Source organism: Natribacillus halophilus (assembly GCF_900100185.1).
GTDB classification, from domain to species: Bacteria; Bacillota; Bacilli; order Bacillales; family Marinococcaceae; genus Natribacillus; species Natribacillus halophilus.
On record NZ_FNEN01000004.1, the window covers coordinates 35535 to 53781 of the forward strand.

General features: G+C 45.3%; 19 protein-coding genes, 1 tRNA gene, 2 pseudogenes and 1 riboswitch. Of the genes and pseudogenes, 14 read left to right on the top strand and 8 right to left on the bottom strand.

Features of this window, described 5'->3' with window-relative positions; translation table 11 throughout:
• Positions 1–323: 323 nt before the first annotated feature.
• A complete protein-coding gene (gene cls / locus BLS58_RS06310; protein ID WP_090397140.1) occupies positions 324–1766 on the bottom strand; it encodes a cardiolipin synthase in 1443 nt (480 codons plus the stop codon).
• A gap of 158 nt (positions 1767–1924) precedes the next feature.
• On the opposite strand from cls, the pseudogene BLS58_RS06315 reads away from it, so the two are divergent.
• From BLS58_RS06315 to BLS58_RS06350, 7 genes and pseudogenes are all read left to right on the top strand, one after another.
• Positions 1925–2098, top strand: a pseudogene (locus BLS58_RS06315) (general stress protein); the annotation flags it as partial.
• A 53-nt stretch (positions 2099–2151) separates the two neighbouring features.
• Positions 2152–2334: a CsbD family protein gene (locus BLS58_RS06320; protein ID WP_090397142.1), complete on the top strand. Its 183-nt coding sequence runs from the start codon at positions 2152–2154 to the stop codon at positions 2332–2334.
• Between the two features lie 214 nt (positions 2335–2548).
• Complete coding sequence (locus tag BLS58_RS06325) at positions 2549–3658, top strand: hypothetical protein (protein ID WP_090397143.1); 1110 nt, start codon at positions 2549–2551, stop codon at positions 3656–3658.
• A 764-nt stretch (positions 3659–4422) separates the two neighbouring features.
• Complete coding sequence (locus tag BLS58_RS06335; protein WP_090397147.1) at positions 4423–5100, top strand: potassium channel family protein; 678 nt, start codon at positions 4423–4425, stop codon at positions 5098–5100.
• A gap of 10 nt (positions 5101–5110) precedes the next feature.
• Positions 5111–6451 (top strand): TrkH family potassium uptake protein, encoded by a 1341-nt coding sequence (locus tag BLS58_RS06340; protein WP_090397149.1) that lies wholly within the window; start codon positions 5111–5113, stop codon positions 6449–6451.
• Positions 6452–6651: 200 nt separating this feature from the next.
• A pseudogene (locus BLS58_RS06345) lies at positions 6652–7280 on the top strand (IS1634 family transposase); the annotation flags it as partial.
• Positions 7260–7727 carry a tetratricopeptide repeat protein gene (locus BLS58_RS06350; protein ID WP_425433674.1) on the top strand — a complete coding sequence of 156 codons (468 nt, stop codon included), beginning with the start codon at positions 7260–7262 and terminating at the stop codon, positions 7725–7727. The pseudogene BLS58_RS06345 and the gene BLS58_RS06350, both read left to right, overlap by 21 nt.
• 200 nt (positions 7728–7927) lie before the next feature.
• Here the strand turns inward: BLS58_RS06350 and BLS58_RS06355 are convergent.
• Positions 7928–8003, bottom strand: a tRNA-Val gene (locus tag BLS58_RS06355).
• A gap of 115 nt (positions 8004–8118) precedes the next feature.
• On the opposite strand from BLS58_RS06355, the gene BLS58_RS06360 reads away from it, so the two are divergent.
• Positions 8119–8349, top strand: a complete 231-nt coding sequence (locus BLS58_RS06360; RefSeq protein WP_176764642.1) for a DNA alkylation repair protein — start codon at positions 8119–8121, stop codon at positions 8347–8349.
• 48 nt (positions 8350–8397) lie between these two features.
• Here BLS58_RS06360 and BLS58_RS06365 read toward each other — a convergent pair whose 3' ends face one another.
• Positions 8398–8721: a metal-sensing transcriptional repressor gene (locus BLS58_RS06365; RefSeq protein WP_090397155.1), complete on the bottom strand. Its 324-nt coding sequence runs from the start codon at positions 8719–8721 to the stop codon at positions 8398–8400.
• 160 nt (positions 8722–8881) lie between these two features.
• Positions 8882–9017: riboswitch (FMN riboswitch) on the top strand.
• A gap of 173 nt (positions 9018–9190) precedes the next feature.
• Between BLS58_RS06365 and BLS58_RS06375 the strand changes: the two genes are divergently transcribed.
• The gene (locus BLS58_RS06375; RefSeq protein WP_090397159.1) at positions 9191–9787 is read left to right on the top strand and encodes an ECF transporter S component; all 597 of its coding nucleotides are present in this window, start codon (positions 9191–9193) and stop codon (positions 9785–9787) included.
• Between the two features lie 124 nt (positions 9788–9911).
• On the opposite strand, the gene BLS58_RS17485 is transcribed toward BLS58_RS06375, so the two are convergent.
• The 3 genes from BLS58_RS17485 to BLS58_RS17200 all read right to left on the bottom strand — a co-directional run bounded on the left by BLS58_RS17485 (position 9912) and on the right by BLS58_RS17200 (position 11240).
• Positions 9912–10085, bottom strand: a complete 174-nt coding sequence (locus BLS58_RS17485; RefSeq protein WP_176764643.1) for a hypothetical protein — start codon at positions 10083–10085, stop codon at positions 9912–9914.
• A gap of 38 nt (positions 10086–10123) precedes the next feature.
• Positions 10124–10882 (bottom strand): hypothetical protein, encoded by a 759-nt coding sequence (locus BLS58_RS06380; RefSeq protein ID WP_090397161.1) that lies wholly within the window; start codon positions 10880–10882, stop codon positions 10124–10126.
• A gap of 124 nt (positions 10883–11006) precedes the next feature.
• A complete protein-coding gene (locus BLS58_RS17200) occupies positions 11007–11240 on the bottom strand; it encodes a hypothetical protein (protein WP_143018882.1) in 234 nt (77 codons plus the stop codon).
• Between the two features lie 267 nt (positions 11241–11507).
• Here BLS58_RS17200 and BLS58_RS06390 point away from each other — a divergent pair, with 267 nt between their 5' ends.
• The 5 genes from BLS58_RS06390 (at position 11508) to BLS58_RS06410 (ending at position 16005) form a co-directional block, all read left to right on the top strand.
• A complete protein-coding gene (locus tag BLS58_RS06390; protein ID WP_176764645.1) occupies positions 11508–12272 on the top strand; it encodes an aminoglycoside adenylyltransferase domain-containing protein in 765 nt (254 codons plus the stop codon).
• Positions 12273–12382: 110 nt separating this feature from the next.
• Complete coding sequence (locus tag BLS58_RS06395; protein ID WP_090397168.1) at positions 12383–13480, top strand: mechanosensitive ion channel family protein; 1098 nt, start codon at positions 12383–12385, stop codon at positions 13478–13480.
• A gap of 80 nt (positions 13481–13560) precedes the next feature.
• Positions 13561–14283: a 2,3,4,5-tetrahydropyridine-2,6-dicarboxylate N-acetyltransferase gene (gene dapD / locus BLS58_RS06400; RefSeq protein WP_090397170.1), complete on the top strand. Its 723-nt coding sequence runs from the start codon at positions 13561–13563 to the stop codon at positions 14281–14283.
• 67 nt (positions 14284–14350) lie between these two features.
• A complete protein-coding gene (locus BLS58_RS06405) occupies positions 14351–15481 on the top strand; it encodes an N-acetyldiaminopimelate deacetylase (protein WP_090397172.1) in 1131 nt (376 codons plus the stop codon).
• A 5-nt stretch (positions 15482–15486) separates the two neighbouring features.
• Positions 15487–16005, top strand: a complete 519-nt coding sequence (locus BLS58_RS06410) for a glycerophosphodiester phosphodiesterase (protein ID WP_090397175.1) — start codon at positions 15487–15489, stop codon at positions 16003–16005.
• A gap of 127 nt (positions 16006–16132) precedes the next feature.
• Here BLS58_RS06410 and BLS58_RS06415 read toward each other — a convergent pair whose 3' ends face one another.
• Together BLS58_RS06415 and mgtE are read right to left on the bottom strand one after the other, a co-directional pair.
• Positions 16133–16792, bottom strand: a complete 660-nt coding sequence (locus BLS58_RS06415; protein WP_090397177.1) for a phosphatase PAP2 family protein — start codon at positions 16790–16792, stop codon at positions 16133–16135.
• A 40-nt stretch (positions 16793–16832) separates the two neighbouring features.
• The gene (gene mgtE / locus BLS58_RS06420) at positions 16833–18194 is read right to left on the bottom strand and encodes a magnesium transporter (protein ID WP_090397179.1); all 1362 of its coding nucleotides are present in this window, start codon (positions 18192–18194) and stop codon (positions 16833–16835) included.
• Between the last annotated feature and the right edge of the window lie 53 nt (positions 18195–18247).

Here is an 18247-nt window from a genome sequence, read left to right on the forward strand (position 1 = left end):
TTAAAAATAAAGAAGATGACTTGCTTGGCGATAACGACATCACTTTCGTCATATCCCCACTCGGGCGGGGAAAATCCCGGGTGATACGAAATTTCCTTGATGTCCGGTGTGAAGCGATCGACATCCATCCCCAACTCCGAGGTGAAATAATCAGCCAAAAAAGCCTGCAGTGCTTTTTCTTTCCCGCTAACACTCGGAAAACGGCTAATCTCCTGGAGAAAATCAACTTCTTCTCTCCATAAGTCGTCAATTTTATTTAGTATATCAGTAGATACAGTAGCTGCCATGCGTATGGCTCCTTTCCTGAAAATAATGCCCTGGTTCTATAACAACGGAGACAATAACTTCGAGAGGTTCTCTTTTACACGAATCCAGTTAGAACGTTGTTCGTATTGTTCAAGGGTCAGTTCGTAGCAATAATTAAGATCATGTTGGAATTGTTCTTTCATGCGCAATGCCATCGTTTCATCATACATAAATGCGTTGACTTCGAAATTCAGACTGACGCTTCGCTCGTCCATATTCGTCGTCCCGAGTGTGCTTACACAATCATCTACAACTATTGTTTTCGCATGCAGAAAACCATGATCATAAATATAGACAGTGGCGCCGAGTTTAATGAGCGCACCGATATAAAAGTATGTTGCCCAATAGATAAAAGGGTGATCGGGTTTATTCGGAATCATGATTCTCACATCGATCCCGCTTAAAATGGCGACACGCAAGTTGTCAAACAGACCAAAATCAGGGATAAAATAAGGAGTTTGGATATAGATATAGTGCCTGGCTTTTTGAATCATGCGGACGAATCCGTTTTTCACTTGATCATGATCGAGGCCCGGCCCGCTTGTCACAATTTGCATAGGGATCCCGCCCTTTAGAGAGGAGGAGACGGGCACTTTATAGTCGTGAAATTCGTGTGAGGCCCATCTTCTCCCTTTATTCCAATCGGAAATAAACTGGTCATGGAGGTGATGGACCGCACTCCCGGTTATACGCAGATGGGAATCGCGCCAATAGCCCATATCATCGTTTGCGGTCGTATATTTATCTCCAATATTAAAGCCACCCATGTAGGCGATGACCCCATCGATCACCCCAAGCTTGCGGTGGTTACGGTGATTGAGGCTGCCATACGTGAACATGGAGCTCGGGGGGAAGAATCTCCTCACCTCGCCGCCGGCATTGAGGTAATTTTCTAAATAGCGATTTGTTAGCTTATAGGAACCGAGACCATCGACAAGCAACATCACTTCTATCCCTTGTTCCGCTTTTTCCTGCAACAGCTGAATGAACGTCTCCCCCAACTCATCGGTATTAATGCCGAAATATTGCAGGTGAATATAATCCCGCGCCGAGCGGATATCTTCAAACAGCGTTTCGAATTTCTCTTTGCCATCGGTCAACAATTCAACTGATTGGGCATTTGTCAGCGGGGCGTGACTGTGGGTCAGGTGCATATAGATTAAGCCCTCAAGACCCTCAAAGTTCGGTGTGTTGCGAGTCAGTGTGCCTTCTGCAAATCCCTCCCGCTGATGGAGGAGGAGTGCATTTGTTTTAAAAAGAGAATTTTCATTCCAGGGGTTATTTTTCAGTTCTCTTCCAAAGATAAAATAAAAGATGAGCCCGACCACGGGCAGAAAGAGCAAAACCATCAGCCACGCCCACGTCGCCTGGGCACTTTTACGTTCCCGGAAAATGATGACAAGTCCAAGAATGATATTTAAAAATAAAATACTGAGAATGAGTAACTCCGTCCATGACATTTGATGTTTTTCCCTTCACTAACGATAATAAACTATCCCCTATAGTAATTCCCATTAAACGCGTTTGCAAAAGAAGGTGTTTATAGCTGTTTAAGAGTGGGAATATTCATCCCAACGTCTAAAGCTCTAAAGAAGGAGATGATAAGGATGAAACTGGATTTGGGGTTTCCGTAAAAAATATCTTTCGTCAAAAGGGAGATGAACTAAGGGCCAAATTACAGGAGATCGGTTTTACAGAAGGAGAAGCGGAGCACCTGGAAAATGAACTGGACAAAGGGGTTGTCATCGTCGCAACCACGGAAGTGCCGGAGGGCGTGGCTATTAAATCGTGAACAGAAAACCCGTTAAGTTTAAACTCTGTTTATAAGGAAAGGAGAAGATCAAAATGAGTAAAGGAATATCGGAAAAAGTCAAGGGTGCCGTCAACAAGGTCAAGGGCGAATCCAAGGATCAAATCGGAAACGCCACCGATAATACCAAATTGCAGGGCGAAGGTAAGAAGGATAAAGCCAAAGGGGCCGCCCAGGATGAAGTAGGCGAAGCTAAGAAGAAAGAAGAAAAGAAATGAGTAACGTTTAGCTGGCCCATGAGAGCGGAGAACTCTTATGGGCCTTTATATTTTGGAGTGAGAAACAAAGAATATCATATAAATAATGACAAATGAAGTGAGTATTTTTCAGTGTTATTAGTAATAAATAAGTAAAAAGTTTCATTTGAGGATTTACTAAATCATTGTTCGTTGGTACACTCAAGAAGAATTAACCAGTAGGGGGTTACATAGTTTGAGTGAAGAAAAACAGAAGAAGCCATTCTATAAGCGTTGGTGGTTCTTTGTCATTATAGGTGTCGTCGTAATTGGAATGGTCGGGCAGACAGATGATTATGTCGCAGATGACGAGGACGAAGATAATGGTAATGGAGAAGAAGTTGCAGAAGCGGATGCAGATGCTACAGAGGAAGAAGATATAGACGAAGAAGCTGATGTAGAAGCAACAGAGGAAGAAGAACCAGAAGTCCATGACATCGATTTTGATCCGACGATTGACATTGGTGAAGAAGAAGTAGTGATCGAAGGAGAAACGAACTTTGACGACGGGACCAACCTTGATTATCAGATCGTTAACAATGACGATATAGATGAAATGCTAGACGGTGATTTAGAAGTTGAAGATGGCACATTCAGCGAAAATATCAATATTGAAGATCTTAGCGTTGGAGAAATTGAAGTTGTATTTGGTTATTACCCGTTTAATCAATCCGAAGAAATCACGGAAACATACGGCGAAGAAGGTCAATTTATTGAAAACGATGATATTGACGAATACGGAGAAATACGTGTTGTAGAAACTGCAGTCAACGCTACCCCTATCGAGCTGAACGGAAGTGGGGATGTAGCCACAGAAACGTTTGACCTACAGCCTGGCTTTGCGGTTATTGACGCAAACCACCAAGGAGAAGCTAATTTTATTGTTGAATTAAAAGATGAGAGTGGAGACCAAGAACTGCTTGTTAATGAAATCGGGAATTACGACGGTGAAACATTCGCGCTTATTCCGGGCGAAGGCGAATACCATTTCGATATTGATGCTGACGGAGCATGGGAAGCAGAGGTTACACAAACAATGCCGGGAGATGACGACATCGAAAGCGAAGATGAACAAATCGAAGGTAGCGGGGATTCTGTCATATTTGTAGACATGGAAAGCGGAAACAAGCGCTTTGAATTTACGCACGATGGCGAAGCAAACTTTATCGTTTTATTGAATGGCATGGATTTGCTTGTTAACGACATCGGCAGCTACGAAGGTTCCCAGTCACAAAATCTTGCCGACGATGATGTTTACGTATTTGAAATTCAGGCAGACGGAAGCTGGACGATAGAAATCGAATAGCCTGACACATATGGTTGGAAAAATCATTCTTCATCCACTATCGGATCCTTTGCTCATGATAGCAGGCTTAAAATTTACAGAGGAGAACTGGAAGCAAATTTCAAGGCTAGTTACCTCAAGTGATTTCATAGCTCAAATGAATATACTGCAAAGCACTGTGGCAGTGTTTAATAAACAGGTTACTGAATCCACGAGACCTGTGTATGACAGAATTGATGAGATATCTCAAATGTTTACACAAGTAAATCAATTGTTTTCAACAATTAGTACGAATTAAGTGATTTAGAAGAATATGAATCGACGTTAGAAGACATTACTCCTAAAGTTAAAGAACTAGACACAGAAGAACAAATCGTGTTTGTGGAGAATTTTCACGAATCGATAGATAAAAGGCAAGTTACTACTGTCATACTTACCACATTCTACAGCTGATCTTATTCGTCTTATTATTAATTCGGGGGTGTTGCCGTGAGCAAAGTATGACGCCACCATTATGGTCAAGAAACGGTCTTACCGTACAAAAATCTCGGTTCCAATTTCCAATTTTTAAAATCATAGATGGGAACAAAGCATATTCGACCTCGTTTTACATCCCTGGGGAAAGGGCACGTCTATTTGCCCATAAAGAGCTGTTGGATGGTCAAATGTCGCCATCCTGGATGGGTGGTGAGTTAATTTGATATTTAATCTTGTAATATTTGGGTTATACTTAACTGCAGAGAAAATATTGGGAATGAAACTTAGGCATGATTGAGGGGATTGGTATGAAAAATCAATTTGTCGTTATCGGCTTAGGAAGATTTGGGCAGAGTGTGACGAAAACGCTGATTGAAAATGAAAATGATGTGTTAGCGATTGATAAAGATGAACAAATCGTACAAGAGATCGCTCCGCAAGTCACACATGCCGTGCAAATAGATGCGACAGATGAGACCGCATTAGAACAATTAGGTTTACATAAGTTTTCCCATGCCATTGTTGGGATCGGCGAAGATTTACAGGCTAGTATTTTAACGACATTGATGCTCAAAGAATTGAATATTGCCGAGATTACAGCTAAGGCAAGAGATGATCACCACGGAAAAGTGCTCAGTAAAATCGGTGCCGACAATATTGTTTTTCCGGAACGGGATATGGGAGATCGGTTGGGGAATTTGCTTAGTTCCAACAATCTGATTGATTATCTGGAACTCTCATCTGAGTATAATATGGCCGAAATCCGAGCACCGAAAGCGATGGATGGATGCACCCTGCAGAAATTAAATATTAACAAGACGTATGGTTGTATTATAATGGCGATCAAGGACGAAAACGAAGAGGTCAATATCTCCCCTCACATTGAAGATCAAATTCATCAGGGTGATATTCTTACAATCATCGGAAAGCATAAGGATATTCGTCGCCTGCAAAAAGATTACCGGGAGAAAAGCAGACCGAAGTAGGTGTATACTTATGATTTCGCCTAAAAAGACCATTCAATTCAGTCCACCTCAATGGATTATTCTCGGTTTTATTATTTTGATTATCATAGGTACGATTTTGTTGGCTCTCCCTCAGGCATCAGCTAATGGCGAGAGCATTGGTTTTTTGGATGCTTTGTTCATGGCTGTTTCAGCCGTATGTGTCACTGGTCTGGCAGTATTGGAACCCGGGGGCGACTTTTCCGTTTTTGGTCAAGCGATTATCATTGTTCTCGTCCAGTTGGGCGGGCTCGGGTTTATGATTTTCGGGGTATCGGTCGCTATTTTGGTTGGAAAAGTGATGGGGATGAAATATCGTTTGCTTCTTCAACCGACAACCAATACGTTTTCAGCACGCGGAATCATCCGATTAGCGGTGACGATTTTGCTTTTGGCCTTATCTCTGGAGGCCATAACAGCGATTATTCTTACGATTCATTGGAGTAGTGAATTTGGATGGACAGAGGCCGCTTACTCGGCTCTATTTCATTCCGTGATGGCCTTTAATAACGCGGGATTTACCCTTTTTGACAACAGTATGGAAGATTATATCGGGGATCCCATTGTCAATCTTAGCTTGTCCGTACTTTTTATTATGGGTGGCCTTGGTTTTATGGTGCTGGTTGATTTATACCGGAAACGATCGTTACGGAAACTTTCCTTACATTCCAAACTAGTGCTTGTAACCTCAAGCGTGCTTTTGGTTGGGGGGTTCCTTTTTCTTTTCATCGTCGGACTTTTTAATCCGGCAACCGAAGGATTAAGCTTATCCGAACGTTTATGGTCCGCTTATTTTCAAAGCGCGACTGCAAGAAGTGCAGGCTTCAATACTTTTGATGTGGGTAGTATGTTTGTCGCTTCACAGTTTTTTATTATTGTGCTTATGTTTATTGGTGCTTCTACTGGGGGCACTGGGGGAGGCATTAAAACAAACACATTTGCCATTCTCGTGCTCGCTACGATCAATACGTTTAGAAGTGGCCATCAAGTCCATGCCTTTCATCGAAAAATTGCCTTGGAAACAGTTATGCGAGCGTTAGCGGTCGTGGTGAGTTCGTTAGCTTGGATCATTGGGGCTACGCTGTTGTTAACAATGACTGAAGGCATTTATGATGTCCATTTTCTAACGACATTATTTGATGTGGTCTCAGCCTTTAGTACCGCGGGACTGTCCATGGGTTTAACAGAAGAACTTTCCTCTATCGGTAAAGTCATTATGATGGTGACCATGTTCGTGGGACGACTAGGACCGTTGACGCTGGCATACGCGCTAACATATAAACAAACGCCAACTAAAATCAGTTATCCTGAAGATAAGGTGCTTATAGGTTGAAACGACCTCCATTAGAAAAAGACTAGATAAAAAGTCGGATACATTTCAAATAATTGGGTTGACCTTGTATGATTTATAAATTATATTGCTGCATAATATCTCACATTTCGCGCCCATTTGAGCACGTTTTTTAATTTTTGGCAGGAATTTGTCCTGCGCATATCAAAGTTTAAGGGAACACCGACCATGAGGTCATTCCTTTGACCCTATCACCAGAAGATCTAGCCGATATTCAACCCGTTCGTATCGGATCAACACCTGTGATCCGCCAACTGATGGATAAAATGGGACTGATTGAGGCCATCGATAAGCTTTCTCCTGTCAAAGAGAAAGACTGCAATGTGTCTGTAGGAACATGTGTGGCTGCTATGATCATCAATCAGTTATCCGATCGCAAAGCGCTTTACCAGATGGAAAAATTCTATCAAAACCAAGATGTCGCATTGCTTTTTGGCGCCGGAACGAAAGCGAGCGATTTCAATGACGATGCGCTCGCCCGGGCGTTAGACGCCCTTCATGACGCGGGAATCGAGAAGGTTTGCAAGACCGCCGTTCAGGCTGTTCAAGCCCCGATCAACCTCACATGGAAAGGCCTTCATTTTGATACCACGTCCTTTGTGTACACGGGACAGCCCAAGGACGAAGAAGACGTTTTGAAGATCGTGTGCGCCTATCCAAGGATCATCGGCCTGACCTGCCCCAATTTAAGCTTGGCATGGGAACGACACCGGAAGGCATTCCGATGTATGCCGAGATTTTAAACGGCAATCAAGACGATAAAAAGTGGAACAAGCATGTCTTGAATGCTTTGACCGATTGGTATGATCCGGTAGAGGGGAAGTTAGAAGATTCCAATACGGTTTTATTTGAACTTATTAAGAAGGATAACAACGATGGTTACTTGTATTATCTTTACGCATCGAATTGTGATTCTTTAGGGAAAGAAAAGGATGCTTATCCGTACTATGAAAAGGCAATTAGTTTGGGACTGAAACAACATGATTTGCAAGGCGCATATCTAGGATTAGGTAGCACCTATCGAACATTAGGTATGTATAAAGAGTCAGAACAAGTATTAAGAAAGGGAATTGAACGGTTTTCAAACGATAATGCACTTAAAGTGTTCTATGCTATGACACTTTTTAATTTAGGTCGTTATGATGAATCTACAGAACTATTGCTAAAATGCATTGTGGCAACATCCAATGATGCAAATTTGAATAGCTATAAAAAAGCAATTGAATTTTACGCTCCTAGACTGAAAGAAACTTGGTGACACGTTAATTATTCCAGATAGGTGGGCGATTGTTGAATAAGAAAACCAATTTTGCCTGAAATACAAACAATCGTTCGAACGTAAAAATTTCGGCAACAATTCGGCAACAATACAGCGATATGCAGGGTTCGTGTATAAATATAACAGGGGAACAAAATAATAAAAATCCCTGTATATCAGGGATTTCGCTGTTCGATTTATGGTGTCCCGTGCTGGGCTCGAACCAGCGACCTCCACCCTGTCAAGGTGGCGCTCTCCCAACTGAGCTAACGGAACAGTTTATTTTCACTAACATAAGGAATCATACCGTACAGTTGAGAAGGATGTCAATGATTTTGAGCGGATAAAATTTGGCTGGATGGGTATCATGAGGGAAAAGGAGGCGTGGCTTGTGTCAAAAATGTATGTCTGTCCACGTTGTAAAACCAATCGTTCCCGTTTTCACTTTATGGAACAATCACCGCGAGCGGTGAAGATGGATCCTGAAAATGGTGCAGTGATCCAGGAGTTTGAACAAACTCAGCTCGATCCTTTTCATATCCCCTATAGTGGCCCGGAATATCGAATCCAGTGTGGTACATGCGGGTTAAACGAAGACGAACGTTTATTTTTACGTTTTTAAATCAACCAAGTTGTGTGAGGAAGATACCTTCAATAGGTATCTTCCTCACTATTTCGCGTATTGTTCGATGACTTTTAGAAGCTCGTCGATGCTTTCCTTTTCATTGCCATTTTGAATGTCGCTGACGACGCAGGTTTTGGCGTGATGTTCAAGTAACGTATAGCCGACTTTTTTTAATGCCGACTGGACTGCGGTGATTTGCACGAGGACATCAACGCAGTAACGGTCATTTTCCACCATTTGCTGTAAACCGCGAATCTGGCCTTCAACCCTTTTCAATCGGTTTTGGATGCGCTCTTTTTCAGCGGGTGAATGAGGGTGTGCCGGTTGTTTTTCAGGTTGAGGGGAAATGGATGGGTTCACATCCTCCATAATTAAGTCCTCCTTAAGCCAAGTTTTCTTTAAGTATACCATTAAATGCGAAGATCATGATACGGTCATCTTCTCCATGATTGCGCCTCCACATCAAACAAACAAATCTCTTGCTCTCATGTCAGAATAATGATAGTATAACTTTAATCTAAAAAAATATTAAAATCTTCGGGGCAGGGTGAAATTCCCGACCGACGGTATGCGCCCATGGGGCGACGAGTCCGTGACCCGCGTGAGCGGTGGATGCCGGTGTGATTCCGGAACCGACAGTAAAGTCTGGATGGGAGAAGATGACAGAGAACTCTGAGGCACGGGAGACTGATTCCTGTGTGTGGATTTCCGTTGCGTTTACTGCCCCTGAGCACATTGAGCTTAGGGGCTTTATTATTGCGACAGGACGGATAAACTCTGCATTTTCGTTCTTTTTTAGCTCTAAAGCTTTACCGAAGAACGGGAGGATGAGTTATAGATGAAGCAAACGAAGACGTTTCGGTTAGTGATGTACGCGGTTCTGGGTTCCATGGCGGCGGCGTTGATGTTTTTCAGTTTTCCGATGCCGATGTTTTTATCTTTTCTGAGCATTGATGCCAGTGAATTGCCTGTTTTGTTTGCTGCCTTGCTCTTTTCGCCGATAGCGGGCATCGTGGTGGCTGGTATTAAAATATTACTGTATACCCTTTTTATGGGCGCCGGTGATCCGATCGGGATGGTCTCCAATTTTATGGCCAGTCTATTATTCGTTTTGCCTGTCGCCTATGTTTATCGTCATTTTGGTAGTGTCAAAGGCCTGATAGCCGGGCTGGGGCTTGCCACCGTCTTTATGGCGGGCATGATGGCGTTGTTGAATTATCTGGTATTTTTACCGGCTTACACGTGGCTGATGGACTTTGACTTGGGCAGTCAGGGGTTGCTGTCCATCGCGCTTGCCGGCATTTTGCCGTTTAACCTTTTCAAGGGATTGTTTATTTCACTGCTGTTCATTCCGCTGTTTTTGAAGTTATTTCCATTGCTGCAGGAAAAATCATATGGCGCTCATTTGCAACGGAAAACAGCAGCGAATCAATAAAGAAAACTTGGCTTATCGCCAAGCCTTTAAGGCGATAAGCCTTAGTTGCACTTATGCAGGATAAGAAAGTGGTTTATACTTTCTTACCTGCTAAAAAGAAAGCACTCCTCGCCGAGGAGTGCTTTTATCGTTTTAAGAGGGCTTTCTTTGCACGACTTGTTGCCTCTGCTTTTTTCGGCTCGGAGGACGTCTGCGTGGTCTGACCCTCTACCCACTGCCGGTATTTTTTGTCGGAAAGAATCCCTCGCCTTTTTGCCGATTTGGCCGCTGCTTTTTTTAATATTTCCTGTCTGCTCACCGGAGACCCTCCCTACATAGTTAATCTATTCACGTTCGCTAAAATTGTTGAGCGATATAACCATCATCAATTATTTGACTATATTCAAAGAATGCGAGATCGATCACGCGCGCGTAAAGGCGGCAGATGTAAAGCACTTCTTCCTGGAAAGCATGATGGGCATCCACGGTTAATACGCCCCATTCTGACAGGGGGATGCAAAGAAGCGCCCCGTACCCGTTTTGACTTGGCGAGCCGTCGACATCGGCGCTCACATCGGGAACGAGCTGGGTTTCTTTTTTGCGAAAACAACGGCCGGCGATCGTATCATTCATGGGCAGAATTTGATTGCCGTCCCGGTCATCAAAGGCATTACTTCCGGTAAAATAAACGAGTTGTTCCGCTTCTTCGATCCAGACGGCAGAGCGGTGTTGTTCGCCGGGCTGAAACTTAATGTCTGAACTGAGGGCATGAACGACGCGAATCATCAAATTTTCATAGGTTTGCAGATTTTCTTCGGCCTGCACGGAAAATCTTCGGGCTTGCTGAAGTTGTTCGAGAAAGCGTTCGGCGTTTCTGAGCGCGTGGATCGTCTGCAGGGAAATATCCTGGTGAATCGCCGCCTGGTACTTCGTGTCGTGCAATTCACGCTGAATTTTTTGAAAGCCGAGTTCTTTATCGATTTTTTCCGTATATTTCATGGCTGCGCGACCGATAAGGATGAAGATGGTGACTAAACCGATGACAATGATAAGGCCGGTAATAAAATAAACCCATTCCGGCTGCTGTCTGAAAAATGCTTCCACCGTCGTTCGCAAGAGAATCACCTCTTTTATATGTAAGCGGAAGGCTCGGGGATTATGAGCGTCTACGGGACGTATGATGATTTTTAAAGGTTTATAGGTTATTGCATTACAAGCATGTACTTTTTTTACATATGATTTAGTGTACGGCGATATTACTGTGAAAGGGGAGAATATCATGGGTTACAGCAAATGGGATCGCATCTTGTTCGGTGCAGGTTGTAAGAAAGAAGAAGAAGAGGAAGCCGATTTCGACCGCATTGAATGCAGGTGTCGTTTTGTAGAAGAGGAAGAGGACGAGAGAAAACATTGTCGCAGACACCGTGGGTGTGGATGTTCCGATTGTCAGCGCCGCCGGGACCACCACCGCCATAGGCATCACGCCAAGCCTGACTACGTGCTTGATGACGTTAAGGTTAAAATTTACTTTGATTCGGACAGATAGACCATGAGTCAGAATTCCTCCCAAATGATCGTCAGCAAGCAGACTGTTTTTTGTCTGCTTGCTTTTTTTAATAGAACAGAAAAAGCCATTGCGTCGTCGGCCGGAATAGGATATCCTTATTATATATAGATTATAATTTGAATAAGGTTAAACATGTTGATCAAAATGACGAATGGATGGGGGAAGCTGTTCTTCATGGATGACCAGATTGATGAATATTTGTATCAACTGACGGAAGTTGTAAATGCTGTGTTACACGATCGTATGGTTGGTCTTTATTTGAGTGGTTCGGCGGTATTGGATGACTTTAACAAGCACGTCAGTGATATCGATGTGCTTTGTGTCGTCAAGCGTCCTTTGAAAGCGGTAGAGAAGCAGGCGCTCGTTCAAGGCTTATCTGATAACGCTTTGCCATCGCCGGGAGTGGGCCTGGAATTTTACGTCGTTGTGGAAAAAGAAGCCGCCCACCCGCACTCCCTACCCTCTTATGAATTTGCGCTTTTAACTGGTCAAACCTTCACTGACAAGGTTGAAGAAGAAGGCGTGGACGAAGGATTATTGATGGATTTCGCGTTGATTTTACAATCCGGTCGTACGCTCACAGGGCGTCCAAAAGAAGACGTCTTCGGTAAGATCCCCAAACCATGGCTGCATGAAGCCATGAATGGCTCATTGCGTTGGCACGAAAAACATATCTTTCATCCTTTTTACGATCCGTACGGACATGAAGCCGTGCTGAATGCCTGCCGATCGTGGTGTTTTAAGGAGACAGGTGTCCTTACATCCAAAACGAAAGCTGCGACATGGGCTCTGCAACTATTCCCGGATGCAGATGTGATTCGCCATGCGCTCGCCATTCGCCATGGACAAAGGCATGATCTCGTGAACGTAGAGGAGATTCAACCTTTCCTTCGTTACGTCATCAGTAAAAATCTGTCAAAAATACCCTCAGTCATCTAAAAAACGTGAACGTGGCCCCTGCGTCACCAGACGACGCGGGCTTTTTTATGTTGCTCAACGGCATTCCATGTTAGGATATAGCCAGCCATCTATCACAGGAGGATAAGACATTGTTTGATTGGTACTATGCGTGGCTGGAAGCCTGGCCGTGGCTGCATTATGTGGTGGCAGCCTTTATCGTATTGCTTTTTTTGGTATTGCGAAAGCTTTTTACCCGTATTATTTTTGCCATCGTAAAAAAGATCTCCAGACATGGAAAAAGTCCCTTCCTGGAGAATTTGCTCTACGCGTTTGAGAAGCCTATGCGCATGCTCATCGTGGTTCTCGGCGTTTACTTCGCCATTGTCTATTTAAGCCCGCAACCCGACGTCATGGTCGTGGTGAACCGGCTGCTGCGCACGTTCCTGATTGTGTTTCTCGGCTGGGGATTTTTTAATTTCTCGGGAACGTCTTCGGATTTATTTACCCGGTTGGGCCGCAAGATTGACGACGATAAAGACAGTATGTTGATCCCGTTTATATCCAGAGTCCTGCGCGGTCTGATCATCGTACTCATGTTTACGGTGATTGCCATGGAATGGGACTATGATATTAATGGGTTCATCGCCGGTCTCGGGCTCGGAGGACTCGCGTTCGCGTTGGCGGCACAGGACACGATCGCGAACTTCTTTGGCGGTGTCATTCTCGTTACAGAGCAGCCCTTCAAAAAAGGGGATTGGATTGAAACGTCTACGGTCGAAGGGGTTGTTGAAGATATTGCCTTTCGGAGTACAAAAGTCCGAACGTTTGCTGAAGGACTTGTAACGATTCCGAACTCAACCATGGCCAATGACTCGATCACAAATTGGTCGGAAATGAGAACGAGACAAGTGTTTTCCAGCATTTACCTAAAGTACAATTCACCGGTGGAAAACGTCCGAAATGTATTGAATAGGGTCGATCAGGAGCTCCGGGACAGCCCTGAAATCCATCCGGAAGAAATTGAAGTTTACGTGAGAGAATTTGAGGAAAATGGCATGGAAATGTTGCTTTATTATTTTACCTACAAAACGCGTTGGACAGAGTGGTTGCAGGTGAAACAGGATTTCAATATGCGGATCCTGGAAATAATGGAAGAGGAAAATGTAGAAATCGCCTTGCCGAGCCGGGATCTGTACATGCAGGAGGAGCAAGCCAGACAAACGCCCTCTGAAAAAACCGACGAATAGTTCCTCATTGCTTTTGTCGCAGGAGAGACTATGATAATCTGTAAGATGTGAAGTTAATGGACTTAAGGGAGGATACCAACATGGAAATGATGGACGGTAATGAGATTATTCAATTTATCTCAGATAGTGAAAAATCAACACCTGTAAAGGTATATATAAAAGGGGAGGTCTCCGCGCTCGACTTCGGGGCGGATACGAAGGTTTTCCCCTCCGGGGATGCTTCCGCGGTCCTATTCGGAGAATGGAGCACGATCAGGGACGCGATTGAGCAAAATAAGGAAAAAGTTGAAGACTACGTCGTCGAGAATGATCGTCGCAATTCAGCCGTACCCCTCGTCGATATGAAAGAGATCCCTGCGCGTATTGAACCGGGAGCGGTCATTCGCGATCGCGTCGACATTGGGAAAAACGCCATTATCATGATGGGCGCGATGATTAACATTGGCTCCGTCGTCGGTGAAAATACGATGATCGATATGAACGCGGTACTCGGTGGACGCGCAACAGTCGGTAACAATTGCCATATCGGCGCCGGCTCTGTGTTGGCAGGGGTAATTGAACCGCCATCCGCCACGCCGGTCATCATCGAAGATGACGTCGTACTTGGCGCGAACGTGGTTGTGCTCGAAGGCGTCACGGTCGGGAAAGGCTCCGTCGTCGCTGCCGGTGCCATCGTAACCGAAGATGTTCCGGAAAATAAAGTGGTGGCCGGAACCCCGGCGCGAGTCGTCAAAGATATTGATGAAAGCACGCGCGGGAAAACGGAGATTAAGTCAGAGTTAAGAAAACTCAAGGACGACTAATCGTTGGCTCCTTGCTTGTGTAGACGAGCAGGGGGCTTTTTTCTAAAAACGGAATCGAGGGGTAGACATGTACACGAGAGAAGAGATGAGTGACATTCGTCGCTTTTTGCACGCTCAACCGGAGCTGGGTTTTGAAGAATATAAAACGCAGCGTTTTTTGCTCGCCAAGATCAGCGAGATGCCAGCCGATCATCTCAAAGTGGAGACATGGCGAACGGGCATTCTCGTTTTCGTTGCAGGCGATGCTGCCACGCAAACGATTGGTTATCGCACGGATATGGACGGTTTGCCGATCAAAGAGGAAACCGGGCTTTCATTTGCCTCGCAATACGATGGGAAAATGCACGCGTGCGGACATGACCTGCACATGACGATCGCCCTCGGCATCCTTTCCTACTACGCGGAGAATCAGCCAAAAGACAACCTCCTGTTTGTTTTTCAACCTGCGGAAGAAGGACCTGGGGGCGCGGAACCCATGCTGGAAGCCGATCTTTTTCAACAATGGCGTCCGGACTGGATGTTTGCCCTGCACATCGCCCCGAATGAACCCGTTGGAACAGTGACGACGCGACAGGGGTTATTGTTCGCCAACACAGCGGAATTTATGGTTCACCTCGGCGGGCGCGGCGGACATGCGGCGTATCCTCATCTGGCCAATGATATGGTCGTAGCCGCGAGCCACTTCGTCACCCAGATACAATCCGTCGTCGCACGCAGAATTGACCCGCTGGATAGCGCGGTCATTACGATTGGTAAAATCGAGAGTGGAACAAAAGAGAACATTATTGCCGAACGTGCGGATACGGAAGGAACGATACGTACATTGTCGGCGGAAGCGATGAACCTCGTCCAGGAACACGTGCGTAAAATCGGCGCGGGCATTGCCGAAAGTTTCGACTGTACGGTGGAAGTCGAATGGGGCTCACAGTATAAACAAGTCTGGAACAGTGATAAAGTGTCTTCGTTTATGTCTTTTTCCGAAGCCAGTCATGATGTGACATTTAAACAGGCAGACATGGCGATGACGGGTGAGGACTTTGGATTTTTTCTGGAAAAGATTCCCGGATTTATGTTTTGGCTCGGTGTCGACAGCCCGGCATATGGCTTGCATGATCCCGGGCTCAACCCGGATGAGGGGGCCATCCCCGTTGCCGTTCACCATATTATTAACTATCTGAATGATGAAATGGGAGGTTAAATAGCGTGTTGTGGATTGCCCACCGTGGTTTGTCGAGCCAAGCACCGGAAAACACCTTTCCGGCTTTTGAGCAGGCGATCGAAAGTCTCGAGGAAGTTCTGCCGCTGATTCCCCGGAATATGCTGCTCAATATTGAAATGAAAAATATCCCGTCTTTTTCCGAAGGGATGGAGAGACAGCTGAACGCTGAACTCGTGAAACATAACCGTGTGAAGCAAACGATCGTGTCTTCGTTTGATCATGAAAGTTTATATCGGTTGAAACAACTGAACCCGGCCGTCAACATCGGCCTGCTTTTTCAGCTGCGCGTCGTGAATATGGATGCTTATCTTCGCCTGTTTTCCCCGTTTACCGTTCACTCTCTTCATCCCCATCATTCGCTCGTGAGGAAAGAAGAGGTCGGGGACTGGCAGGCACGAGGGCTGGAAGTCTACCCCTATACGGTCAATAATAGTGCGATTGCAGCCAACATGGAAGCGATCGGGGTGAACGGGATTATCTCTGACAAGAAGATAAAGGGGTAGGAAAGGGCCTGGAAAGTGGTCGAGGACGCTTTTTCAGCAGGTAAGAAAGTATAAACCACTTTCTTATCCTGCATAAGTGCAACTAAGGCTTATCGCCTTAAAGGCTTGGCGATAAGCCAAGTTTTCTTTAGGCGCGGACCCGTACTTGTTTCAATATGAAGCGAAGGAGCCACAAACATACATAAAACCAGACGATGGAGATGGCGACACCCGCCAGAATGTCGGACGGAAAATGGGCGCCCACAACGACGCGACTGCTGGCAACGACGGCGATCAACGCCGATGAAACAACGATGACACCTGCTTTCCACCCGTTTTTACTCATAAAATGATAGCACATGTAGATGACAAACAAGAATAAAAGCGTGCCTCTTACCGTATGGCCGCTGGGAAAACTGTAAGAGGCGATTTCAAAAGACTGCCCAAAAGCTTCAACGACACTCATCTCCCCGGGCCTTTCCCGCTGAAACAAAAATTTCAGCAAAAAGCTTACGGCCATACCGCCAAATGTAAGCACCAATAAAAAAACAGCATGTTGCCATCGTTTGCGCCATAATAAACCGACGGCTATAGCGAAGCTGACGGGAATGGTGAACTCACTTGAGCCCATCACGGTAAGGGTTTCCATCAACGTAACGACAAACGGTGAAACGTTTTCGGTAACCCACGTGCTCACGGCTTGATCAAGGGCCGCCCAGTCATCCCGGAAAGTGAACACAGATAATAACATAAACAAGCCGAAACAGCCCAGCGCTATAAGCCAATGTCTCGTTCCCAATAATGGCATAAGCCACACACTTTCTCCCGCGTTTTTTGACACTGCTCCATTATAGATAATCCAACAGGAATGTTGCAATCGAAAAATAAATCAAGAGTCCTAGGATATCACACATCGTCGTGATAAATGGGCCCGATGCAATCGCGGGATCAAGCTTGAGCTTATTGATAATAAGCGGCAATATCGTTCCGATCACCGTGGCCATGCTGAGCGTCGAAAAGATCGACACAGCAACGACCAGAGCGATCATGGCATGATCAAAAACGAAGATAATGAGCAGGAGGATGACAAGTGCGGTAGACAGGCCTATCATCATACCCGTCTTAAATTCACGCCAAATAATCTTTAAAACGCCGATGTGATCAAGGGCGCCTGTCGAGAGCCCTCGAACAATGACGGCAAGCGACTGCGTCCCCGTATTTCCTCCCGAATCCATAATGATCGGAATAAACGCTGCCAGTAATACAATCGCTTCAAGCGTTTCCTCAAACTGCTCAATCATGCCGGCTGTAATCAGGCCCAGGAACATTAACAAGACAATCCAGGGTGCCCGCTTTTTCGCGGCCTGAAAGGCTGTGACTTTTTCACCCGTGGCCCCGCGGGTCGCGGAAAACTCACCCACGTCTTCCGTTTCTTCCTCCTCGAGAACATCAATGGCGTCATCGACCGTTACAATCCCGACCAGCGCCTCGTCTTCTGTTAACACAGGGATCGCCAAAAGGTCATAATATTGGATGAGACGGGCGACATCTTCCTGGTCGTCTCGATCCCGGACAGTCACAGGCTGTGTGCTCATGAAATGATCCACTCGTTCTGAAGGGTCGTGAGTAAGTAAATCACGTAACGATAAGACCCCTGCCAATCGTCCGCTTTCATCGACCGCGTACAAATAATAAATCGTTTCCACCCTGGGCCTTTCCTCTTGCAAATGTTCCAGAACTTCCTGGGCAGTGGTAGCTGGCCTGATCGTCAAATAACTTTTGGTCATAATCGACCCGGCGGTCTCTGCTGGGTAAGCGAGTAATTCTTCAACGTCTGCTTTTTTCGCTTCATTCAATTTTTGCAGAAGATGATTTCGTGTCGTTTCCGATAATTTAGAAAGAAGGGAAGTCGCGTTATCGACGTTCATGGCATTAATGATATCCCCGGCGTATGTCTCATCCATTTCTGTCAGGATCGCCAACTGCATATCTTTATCGAGGTTTTGGTACATGTTCGCGATCTCTTCAGCGGATATGTAATCAAAAAAACCAGCCCTTTCCGAAGGATCCAGGGAGACGAAAACGGAAGCCTGGTCCATGGGGTGCAAACTGAGATATGTCTGGCGAAAAGCGGAGATATCTTCCCTACGCAATAATTGCATGATTGCTTCTGCATATGCTTCCCGGTTTTTTCGATCCAAGCGTTTCATCATGCGCCCCCTTTGCCATTTAGCGTAACCCATAAACGTCCGTAACTTGCATA